This is a genomic window from Virgibacillus sp. L01 (genome assembly GCF_052246775.1).
Taxonomy (GTDB): Bacteria; Bacillota; Bacilli; order Bacillales; family Amphibacillaceae; genus Lentibacillus.
The window spans coordinates 1-600 of sequence record NZ_JBQQCP010000028.1 but is presented as its reverse complement, the minus strand read 5'-3'; the positions used below and the strand labels follow the sequence as shown (position 1 = coordinate 600).

Annotated in this window: 1 protein-coding gene; it reads right to left on the bottom strand. The window is 30.3% G+C overall.

Annotated elements, in window-relative coordinates; translation table 11 throughout:
- Nucleotides 1-80: 80 nt before the first annotated feature.
- A complete protein-coding gene (locus ACTWQM_RS20000; protein ID WP_443259895.1) occupies nucleotides 81-272 on the bottom strand; it encodes a hypothetical protein in 192 nt (63 codons plus the stop codon).
- Nucleotides 273-600: the final 328 nt, after the last annotated feature.

Below are 600 nucleotides of genomic sequence, written 5' to 3'. Positions count from 1 at the left end.
TTTAATTTTTTCCAACTCAGTCTTCCTCTGTAATTTATTTTTTAACAAAAGCACCCGTTAGCACAATGGAAATCTTTTAATTATTTAGTATTAAAAGAAAAGAAAAATACGAATATAAGAGTAATAACCAGAGCTTGGGCTAAACAAATAACTAAATCATTTTTCCAATAAGTTTTACCAAAGGGACTCCATTTACCACCAAATAAGCTAAATAACCTGGCAATTAAAAAGCTACACAACCAAATACTAAAGAAAGTTATTATAAATCCCATTGTTGTCCCCCTCTAATAGCAAATGAATAAGTCGAATAAAATTTAAGGATTATTCAACTCTTCTGCGTCGTTAGTGCAATCAGGCATTCCTTATTAAACAAACGCACCCAATAGTTTAAGTGAATTTCTTCACATATCATTTACCTACTTACATTTTGATTTATTAGTTATTGTTACATTCATTATGTTAACTGAATATTTTATTTATTTAACAAGTCTTTAAAGGTTGGTCTTTCATTCCCGTCCCGTCCAATAACATGTGTTGCAGTTACTAATGAGTTTAAAACAGCCTCTTCAGTTGCTTCACCAATAGCTCGAAATGCTAAAT